Raw genomic sequence first — 7,767 nt, 5'->3', positions numbered from 1 at the left:
GCGTACGGCCCACAGAATGATGTCACGCTGAAAATGCCGGCCTTTGAATGGGTTCATGTGCAGCTCCATCAGCAAAAGGGGATGATAAGTTTATCACCACCGACTATTTGCAACAGTGCCGATTTGCTCACATCCAGCTTTTGTTAGTTCGTCAACCTGGTGCGCCACATCCTGAAGATGCGTAGATTTACGTGCATAGCCGATTTTCATTCTTTTCTCGCTAATTAGTTATGGGGTTATTGTTATGTTGATACAGTAACGAGTTTTGTTACATGAGGGGAGTCATTTTTCGGGAGAAGTCAGGACTTTTCAAGACTGTCACAAAAACCATCGTTTTTGATACATTAATTTAACCAATAGGTTGCAGATCAAATCGCCTGTAACAGCCTTTCTGGCTGTTTGTCGTTTTCAGAAGACGGCTGCACTGAACGTCAGAAGCCGACTGCACTATAGCAGCGGAGGGGTTGGATCCATCAGGCAACGACGGGCTGCTGCCGGCCATCAGCGGACGCAGGGAGGACTTTCCGCAACCGGCCGTTCGATGCGGCACCGATGGCCTTCGCGCAGGGGTAGTGAATCCGCCAGGATTGACTTGCGCTGCCCTACCTCTCACTAGTGAGGGGCGGCAGCGCATCAAGCGGTGAGCGCACTCCGGCACCGCCAACTTTCAGCACATGCGTGTAAATCATCGTCGTAGAGACGTCGGAATGGCCGAGCAGATCCTGCACGGTTCGAATGTCGTAACCGCTGCGGAGCAAGGCCGTCGCGAACGAGTGGCGGAGGGTGTGCGGTGTGGCGGGCTTCGTGATGCCTGCTTGTTCTACGGCACGTTTGAAGGCGCGCTGAAAGGTCTGGTCATACATGTGATGGCGACGCACGACACCGCTCCGTGGATCGGTCGAATGCGTGTGCTGCGCAAAAACCCAGAACCACGGCCAGGAATGCCCGGCGCGCGGATACTTCCGCTCAAGGGCGTCGGGAAGCGCAACGCCGCTGCGGCCCTCGGCCTGGTCCTTCAGCCACCATGCCCGTGCACGCGACAGCTGCTCGCGCAGGCTGGGTGCCAAGCTCTCGGGTAACATCAAGGCCCGATCCTTGGAGCCCTTGCCCTCCCGCACGATGATCGTGCCGTGATCGAAATCCAGATCCTTGACCCGCAGTTGCAAACCCTCACTGATCCGCATGCCCGTTCCATACAGAAGCTGGGCGAACAAACGATGCTCGCCTTCCAGAAAACCGAGGATGCGAACCACTTCATCCGGGGTCAGCACCACCGGCAAGCGCCGCGACGGCCGAGGTCTTCCGATCTCCTGAAGCCAGGGCAGATCCGTGCACAGCACCTTGCCGTAGAAGAACAGCAAGGCCGCCAATGCCTGACGATGCGTGGAGACCGAAACCTTGCGCTCGTTCGCCAGCCAGGACAGAAATGCCTCGACTTCGCTGCTGCCCAAGGTTGCCGGGTGACGCACACCGTGGAAACGGATGAAGGCACGAACCCAGTGGACATAAGCCTGTTCGGTTCGTAAACTGTAATGCAAGTAGCGTATGCGCTCACGCAACTGGTCCAGAACCTTGACCGAACGCAGCGGTGGTAACGGCGCAGTGGCGGTTTTCATGGCTTGTTATGACTGTTTTTTTGTACAGTCTATGCCTCGGGCATCCAAGCAGCAAGCGCGTTACGCCGTGGGTCGATGTTTGATGTTATGGAGCAGCAACGATGTTACGCAGCAGGGCAGTCGCCCTAAAACAAAGTTAACCCAGGATGAGAACCTTGAAAGTATCATTGATGGCTGCGAAAGCGAAAAACGGCGTGATTGGTTGCGGTCCAGACATACCCTGGTCCGCGAAAGGGGAGCAGCTACTTTTTAAAGCATTGACCTACAATCAGTGGCTTCTGGTGGGTCGCAAGACGTTTGAATCTATGGGCGCACTCCCCAATAGGAAATACGCGGTCGTTACCCGCTCAGGTTGGACATCAAATGATGACAATGTAGTTGTATTTCAGTCAATCGAAGAGGCCATGGACAGGCTAGCTGAATTCACCGGTCACGTTATAGTGTCTGGTGGCGGAGAAATTTACCGAGAAACATTACCCATGGCCTCTACGCTCCACTTATCGACGATCGACATCGAGCCAGAGGGGGATGTTTTCTTCCCGAGTATTCCAAATACCTTCGAAGTTGTTTTTGAGCAACACTTTACTTCAAACATTAACTATTGCTATCAAATTTGGAAAAAGGGTTAACAAAGCTATGCAATCGACGGCAAAAAGCTTCGTTCGCTTCGCGCACTACGCCTTTTCCGCGATTGATAGCGACGTTATGTGAATATTGAAATGAGCATTCCAAAGAAAGGAAGTAGAAAAATTATCGTGGGCGAAAATGAGTTTTTGTGGCTCATTAGGTCAAAACTCACATATTCGCAGGACTGTTTAGGTACAGAAATGACTGCGGTCGTTGAACCGGATGCCGGTCCTCACTGATGAAGAAGTGAACACCGTACGGGAATCGTGCCGGCAGCTTGGAGCTATCGGCCGGAACCTCAACCAGGTGGCCAGGGCCTTGAACATCGAGTTCAGGGAAAGTGACAAGCTCAAGCAAGAGGCCATCGAAAAACTGGCCGAACGGATCGACCAGCATTTGGACCATGTGTCTGAGCTGTTCGATAAGACCTGGAGCCGGTGGCACGATTGTCATTTTCAGAAGACGACTGCACCAGTTGATTGGGCGTAATGGCTGTTGTGCAGCCAGCTCCTGACAGTTCAATATCAGAAGTGATCTGCACCAATCTCGACTATGCTCAATACTCGTGTGGGCTCTGTTGCAAAAATCGTGAAGCTTGAGCATGCTTGGCGGAGATTGGACGGACGGAACGATGACGGATTTCAAGTGGCGCCATTTCCAGGGTGATGTGATCCTGTGGGCGGTGCGCTGGTATTGTCGCTATCCGATCAGCTATCGCGACCTTGAGGAAATGCTGGCGGAACGCGGCATTTCGGTCGACCATACGACGATCTATCGCTGGGTCCAGTGCTACGCCCCGGAGATGGAGAAGCGGCTGCGCTGGTTCTGGCGGCGTGGCTTTGATCCGAGCTGGCGCCTGGATGAAACCTACGTCAAGGTGCGGGGCAAGTGGACCTACCTGTACCGGGCAGTCGACAAGCGGGGCGACACGATCGATTTCTACCTGTCGCCGACCCGCAGCGCCAAGGCAGCGAAGCGGTTCCTGGGCAAGGCCCTGCGAGGCCTGAAGCACTGGGAAAAGCCTGCCACGCTCAATACCGACAAAGCGCCGAGCTATGGTGCAGCGATCACCGAATTGAAGCGCGAAGGAAAGCTGGACCGGGAGACGGCCCACCGGCAGGTGAAGTATCTCAATAACGTGATCGAGGCCGATCACGGAAAGCTCAAGATACTGATCAAGCCGGTGCGCGGTTTCAAATCGATCCCCACGGCCTATGCCACGATCAAGGGATTCGAAGTCATGCGAGCCCTGCGCAAAGGACAGGCTCGCCCCTGGTGCCTGCAGCCCGGCATCAGGGGCGAGGTGCGCCTTGTGGAGAGAGCTTTTGGCATTGGGCCCTCGGCGCTGACGGAGGCCATGGGCATGCTCAACCACCATTTCGCAGCAGCCGCCTGATCGGCGCAGAGCGACAGCCTACCTCTGACTGCCGCCAATCTTTGCAACAGAGCCTCCGTCGCCATGCTCACCTCGCTTTGGTGCACACGAGTATTGAGCATAGTCGAGATTGGTGCAGATCACTTCTGATATTGAACTGTCAGGAGCTGGCTGCACAACAGCCATTACGCCCAATCAACTGGTGCAGTCGTCTTCTGAAAATGACACTGTTTGTATATAATCATGAAAAAATGGTGAGTAGAGTTTCAGGGTAACAGGGGATGCTTATGTCGGTTTTCCACAACTGGCTACTTGAGATCGCATGTGAGAATTACTTCGTCTACATCAAACGCCTTTCCGCCAACGATACCGGCGCAACAGGTGGTCACCAGGTAGGGCTTTATATCCCTTCAGGTATCGTTGAAAAACTCTTTCCGTCTATCAACCATACCCGTGAACTGAACCCTTCGGTTTTTCTCACCGCACATGTGTCATCGCATGATTGCCCTGACAGCGAAGCCAGGGCAATTTATTATAACAGCCGTCATTTTGGTAAAACCCGGAATGAAAAAAGGATTACCCGCTGGGGTAGAGGCAGCCCACTTCAGGATCCTGAAAATACAGGGGCTCTGACGCTCCTGGCTTTCAAGCTTGATGAGCAAGGGGGGGACTGTAAGGAAGTAAATATTTGGGTATGCGCCAGCACTGATGAAGAGGACGTCATTGAGACCGCTATTGGTGAAGTTATACCCGGAGCGCTTATATCCGGCCCCGCAGGACAGATTCTAGGCGGACTATCTCTACAGCAAGCGCCAGTAAATCATAAATATATTCTACCTGAAGACTGGCACCTGCGCTTTCCGTCGGGAAGTGAAATTATTCAGTATGCAGCCAGCCATTATGTGAAAAATTCCCTTGATCCGGATGAGCAACTTCTTGACCGCCGGCGCGTGGAGTACGACATATTTCTATTGGTTGAGGAACTGCATGTTCTGGATATCATCCGGAAAGGATTTGGCTCTGTGGATGAATTTATTGCGCTGGCCAATTCTGTCAGCAATCGCCGTAAATCCAGAGCCGGGAAGTCGCTGGAACTGCACCTGGAGCATCTATTCATTGAGCACGGCCTGCGACACTTTGCGACGCAGGCCATCACAGAAGGTAATAAAAAACCCGATTTCCTTTTCCCTTCCGCAGGGGCTTACCACGATACTGAGTTTCCCGTAGAAAATCTGCGCATGCTGGCAGTCAAGACTACCTGTAAGGATCGCTGGCGTCAGATACTGAATGAGGCCGATAAAATTCATCAGGTGCATCTGTTTACACTCCAGGAGGGAGTTTCTCTGGCTCAATATCGGGAGATGCGGGAGTCGGGTGTCAGATTGGTCGTGCCATCATCTCTGCACAAAAAATACCCGGAGGCGGTGAGAGCTGAGCTAATGACGCTAGGTGCGTTTATTGCTGAGCTGACAGGGCTTTACGCAGATATTCCATAGATTATCTCCCGGCATAAATACCGGGAGGAGCGATCAGATTCGTTCAACCTTGCACGAATCGGCATTAACCGCTTTCAGGATATAAGGTTCAAGCAGTTTGGCTACGGCTTCAAACACGGGCACCACTACGGAGTTACCGAACTGCCTGTACGACTGAGTGTCTGACACAGGAATGCGAAAAGGCCTGCCATCTACTTTTTCAAAACCCATAAGGCGCGCGCACTCTCGCGGAGTCAGCCTGCGGGGCCGATGCGCCTGATTTTCTTCGTTCGCGAAGTCTGTTTCACCTGTGGCCATATCCCAGCCACGGTCTATCAGAATTTCAGACCCGTCTTTGTGATAGCGAGCAGAAAGCGTACGGGCAATGCTTTCTTTATTTTCAGGATTAACGAGGCCAAAACCGAATCCGTTACCCTTAGCTGCGTGCTTTTTGGCGTAGTTATAGAGATACTCCCAGAGTTTCGGCGTCAGTATATATTTGCTGTCAACCACGGGTTCCAGCAGTTCGCCAAATGACGGACGCTGTTCCGGATAAAAACGACTAATATCGCGCAGGGTAAAGCCCTGGTGAATGTTCAGATCACGGCGGAAACCGACCAAAACGATACGTTCTCGGTGCTGAGGTAAAAAGTGCTTTCCGTCGATAACTTTAGGATCGTTTTTGCCCATCTCAGCTGCATCCGCAACTTCATAGCCCAGTTCGTCGAGGGTATCCATGATGACTTTAAAGGTTTTACCCTTGTCATGGCTCTTCAGGTTTTTAACGTTTTCAAGAACAAAGATGGCAGGTTTTTTTGCGCGGATAATACGCGCCACATCGAAGAAAAGCGTTCCCTGAGCCTCACATTCGAAACCATGCGCGCGCCCGAGCGAGTTTTTCTTGCTTACGCCCGCAAGGCTAAACGGTTGACAGGGGAAACCTGCTAGAAGTACATCATGATCCGGCACATGCTCATTAATGTAAGCATAGGCATCGTTTTCAGGTACTTCAGGTTTATCACTGAGCGTGACTTCACGAATATCGAGATTGAAAGTGTGTTCCTGAGCATCGTTAAACCAGTTAGCTTTATATGTGCGCACAGCCTCTTTATTCCATTCACTGGTAAAAACGCACTGGCCACCGATGGTTTCGAAGCCCTTCCGTATACCTCCAATCCCAGCAAACAGGTCAATAAACCGGAAGGCATAGTCAGGGTGATGTGCAGGCGCTTCCGGAAGCATTTTTCGTAGAAGTTCCTCTTCGGCTAACGTCAGCGTCTTAGGTGAGCACTTACCATTAATCCAGCGATTAAGAGTCTCGCGACTCCACTCATTTTTACCAACTTTTCTAAGCAGTTCAGCCACGTACTTCTGGTCATAGATTTCCAGCACCTGCCCGAGCAGCTTTTTATCATTTTCCTGTCGCAGTTGTTCTTCCGCTTCTGCTTTCTCAAGCAGATCCTGCGCCAGTAATTCAAATTCAGACATATTGCCTCCATTGGGTCTTATGGGTGAAACTGTATCACTCATTTGACCCAGATTGAATGTTTTTATCTGGATATTTAAACAGGTTTATTGTTAGGTAACGCACGTTGGCCACGCTGGAGCGTCTTCTGGGCCTGCTGTCGGCCTTTGAGGTCGTGGTATGGATGACGGATGGCTGGCCGCTGTATGAACCCCGCCTGAAGGGAAAGCTGCACGTTATCAGCAAGCGTTACACTCAGCGCATTGAGCGACATAACCTGAATCTGAGACAACATCTGGCAAGGCTGGGACGGAAGTCACTGTCGTTCTCAAAATCGGTGGAGCTGCATGACAAGGTCATCGGGCATTATCTGAACATAAAACACTATCAGTAAGTTGGAGTCATTACCGGTGCTCTTTGTCTTTTAGTGATTCTATAAACCTCATTACGTCTGAATATAAAAATCTATTATTTGATTTATGTGGCTCATGAGGTTGTGGGATGGTCTTGTTTTTGAATGTGCCAGTTTTCTTAATGGCAAAGATTAACTCACCTTCTGTTATTCCTAACATTTCAGCAAATGTTTTTGCTTCTATAGTTACTGACTTCATTTAATTAACTCTCATGGTATCGATTTTCTTTACCGGCATCTTTAACAATGGTGCTCGTTTCTAGTGTTGCTGCGGTACGCTTCATCATCGTCTGCGGGGCGGTTGCGATAGTGAAGGAGCTGCCGGGCGTGAGCAAATCTATCAGGCGCTGGCCGCTGATAATCTCCATCCGTTCACTGGCAATACTGACAGATTTTGAACCTGCGCCGGTTTTCCCGGTATGGCAAAACAGACCGCGACAGTTATGACGTTTAAGCAACTTCTCGAACTCCTGTACGTGCTGTAAAGCAATATGGCCGCGATAGCGTTTAGCCTGAATAAGATAGCGATATTTTCCTATTATTACCTGGCCGTCAATGCCTCCATCGCCGGTATAGCGTTTGTTTCTGATGGTTCTGAAGCCATGCGCTTCAAATCCTTCCAGCAACAGTTCTTCAAACACAAAAGGATCAATTTTCCTCAGGTAGTTAATTTTTTGGGCACTGTTGCAAAGTTAGCGATGAGGCAGCCTTTTGTCTTATTCAAAGGCCTTACATTTCAAAAACTCTGCTTACCAGGCGCATTTCGCCCAGGGGATCACCATAATAAAATGCTGAGG

At 51.0% G+C, this 7,767-nt stretch carries 8 protein-coding genes and 1 pseudogene; 5 read left to right on the top strand and 4 right to left on the bottom strand.

What is annotated here, in order from left to right; all coding sequences use genetic code 11:
* Positions 1–602: 602 nt before the first annotated feature.
* Entirely contained in the window at positions 603–1,616 is a 1,014-nt protein-coding gene (gene intI1 / locus ACMWKK_RS25485; RefSeq protein ID WP_000845048.1) for a class 1 integron integrase IntI1, read from the bottom strand.
* Positions 1,617–1,771: 155 nt separating this feature from the next.
* Between intI1 and dfrA14 the strand changes: the two genes are divergently transcribed.
* The 4 genes from dfrA14 (at position 1,772) to ACMWKK_RS25465 (ending at position 5,114) form a co-directional block, all read left to right on the top strand.
* The gene (dfrA14, locus tag ACMWKK_RS25480; protein ID WP_004201280.1) at positions 1,772–2,245 is read left to right on the top strand and encodes a trimethoprim-resistant dihydrofolate reductase DfrA14; all 474 of its coding nucleotides are present in this window, start codon (positions 1,772–1,774) and stop codon (positions 2,243–2,245) included.
* Positions 2,246–2,465: 220 nt separating this feature from the next.
* Positions 2,466–2,732, top strand: coding sequence for a plasmid mobilization relaxosome protein MobC (gene mobC, locus ACMWKK_RS25475; RefSeq protein WP_001144737.1), 267 nt, complete (start codon positions 2,466–2,468; stop codon positions 2,730–2,732).
* Positions 2,733–2,874: 142 nt separating this feature from the next.
* Positions 2,875–3,639, top strand: coding sequence for an IS6-like element IS6100 family transposase (locus ACMWKK_RS25470; protein ID WP_001389365.1), 765 nt, complete (start codon positions 2,875–2,877; stop codon positions 3,637–3,639).
* Between the two features lie 266 nt (positions 3,640–3,905).
* A complete protein-coding gene (locus tag ACMWKK_RS25465; protein ID WP_001749969.1) occupies positions 3,906–5,114 on the top strand; it encodes a type II site-specific deoxyribonuclease in 1,209 nt (402 codons plus the stop codon).
* Positions 5,115–5,147: 33 nt separating this feature from the next.
* Here ACMWKK_RS25465 and ACMWKK_RS25460 read toward each other — a convergent pair whose 3' ends face one another.
* On the bottom strand, positions 5,148–6,581 hold the full coding sequence (locus ACMWKK_RS25460) for a DNA cytosine methyltransferase (RefSeq protein ID WP_001288432.1): 1,434 nt from the start codon (positions 6,579–6,581) through the stop codon (positions 5,148–5,150).
* 98 nt (positions 6,582–6,679) lie between these two features.
* Between ACMWKK_RS25460 and ACMWKK_RS25455 the strand changes: the two are divergent.
* Positions 6,680–6,952, top strand: a pseudogene (locus ACMWKK_RS25455) (IS1 family transposase); the annotation flags it as partial.
* Positions 6,953–6,962: 10 nt separating this feature from the next.
* On the opposite strand, the gene ACMWKK_RS25450 reads toward ACMWKK_RS25455, so the two are convergent.
* Complete coding sequence (locus ACMWKK_RS25450; protein ID WP_168426571.1) at positions 6,963–7,169, bottom strand: hypothetical protein; 207 nt, start codon at positions 7,167–7,169, stop codon at positions 6,963–6,965.
* A 4-nt stretch (positions 7,170–7,173) separates the two neighbouring features.
* Positions 7,174–7,611 (bottom strand): restriction endonuclease, encoded by a 438-nt coding sequence (locus ACMWKK_RS25445; protein ID WP_020325134.1) that lies wholly within the window; start codon positions 7,609–7,611, stop codon positions 7,174–7,176.
* Between the last annotated feature and the right edge of the window lie 156 nt (positions 7,612–7,767).

The organism is Enterobacter sp. 01-M-03-SI-ECC, from assembly GCF_047530215.1.
GTDB classification, from domain to species: Bacteria; Pseudomonadota; Gammaproteobacteria; order Enterobacterales; family Enterobacteriaceae; genus Enterobacter; species Enterobacter chengduensis.
Note: the sequence above shows the minus strand (reverse complement) of the source record. Positions and strands in the feature narration are given on the sequence as shown.